This window comes from Caballeronia sp. LZ065 (assembly GCF_031450975.1).
Taxonomy (GTDB): Bacteria; Pseudomonadota; Gammaproteobacteria; order Burkholderiales; family Burkholderiaceae; genus Caballeronia.
Map to the genome: position 1 here is coordinate 1 of NZ_JARUXV010000024.1, position 1196 is coordinate 1196.

A 1196-nucleotide genomic window follows, 5' to 3' on the forward strand; every position below is an offset into this window, starting at 1 on the left:
GTTAAGGAAGCTCTGCAGAATGCGGTTTCAAAACGCTGCGCACCATGTAGGCGTTAGGCAGATTGTTCTTGCTCAGCAGCGTCTGTCAACGACAGAGGTAATGGGGCCACACTTTGTGACCCTTCCTCGAGAGTGTGAGAGCGAGTTCAGCCTGCGGTGTGCTTACGCTTCGCGCAGCTCCTTGCGCATCATCCATAAATTTCCCAACGCAAATAACGTGGTGATCTGAGCGGTGTTCTTCGCCAGCCCCCGATAACGCGTCTTCAAGTAACCAAACTGTCGCTTGAGAATTCGGAACGGATGTTCGACCTTTGCTCGAATTCCGGCTTTCAGTCGTTCGATCTTGTCGTATATCGCATCGAGAGGATCCTTCAAGTTCAATTTCCTTCGCTTGCTGGGCCGCATCGCGACATGCCATCGAGCCGAGCATGTTTGCTTACGTTTTTCGATGCCTTGGTATCCGGCGTCGGCATAAACATCCGTTTCTTCACCGTGCAACAAGGCAAGGGCCGCATTGATGTCGTGCTCGTTAGCCGCCGTGCCGATGACCGTGTGAACGATGCCTGACTCCGCGTCCACGCCTATATGCGCTTTCATACCAAAGTACCAATTCCTGCCTTTCTGGGTCGACTGCATCTCAGGGTCACGTGTACCCGATCCGTTCTTGGTCGAACTGGGCGCAGCGATCAACGTAGCGTCGACGGCCGAGCCTGCCCTAAGCATCAATCCCTTCTCGTTCAATACGTCATTGACGACCGCAAGAATCTGGGCAGCGATGCCATGCGCTTCGAGCAGGTGCCGAAATCGCAAGATAGTCGTTTCGTCTGGAAGACGGGTCATCCCGCCATCGAGGCCTGCAAATTCGCGGTACAGCGGTACATCGTAGAGAGCTTCTTCCATCGCAGGATCCGACAGACCAAACCATTGTTGGAGGAAATGAATCTGCAACATCGTCGCCACCGGAAATGGCGGACGACCAGTCGTCCCCTTCGGATAATGCGGCTCGATCAATGCAATCAGCCTCGACCAGGGCACGACTCGTCTCATCTCCTCCAGAAACTCCCGCTTACGCGTGCGTTTGGTTGACAGGTTCAAGCCGAGATGAAGTTGTGTCATCGTGATAGCTCCAAGTCATTGCTATTCAATAGTACTCCTTATCGTCCATATAGGAGCGGGTTATGCAGAGGTTCCTTAAC

Annotated in this window: 1 protein-coding gene; it reads right to left on the bottom strand. The window is 53.5% G+C overall.

Annotation, left to right across the window (positions count from 1 at the left end):
- Window positions 1–162: 162 nt before the first annotated feature.
- Window positions 163–1116, bottom strand: a complete 954-nt coding sequence (locus QCE63_RS35475) for an IS5 family transposase (protein WP_309839931.1) — start codon at window positions 1114–1116, stop codon at window positions 163–165.
- Between the last annotated feature and the right edge of the window lie 80 nt (window positions 1117–1196).

Coding starts and splice junctions, on each gene's coding strand:
- QCE63_RS35475 (WP_309839931.1), bottom strand. CDS start 1,116: ATGACACAACTTCATCTCGGCTTGAACCTGTCAACCAAACGCACGCGT.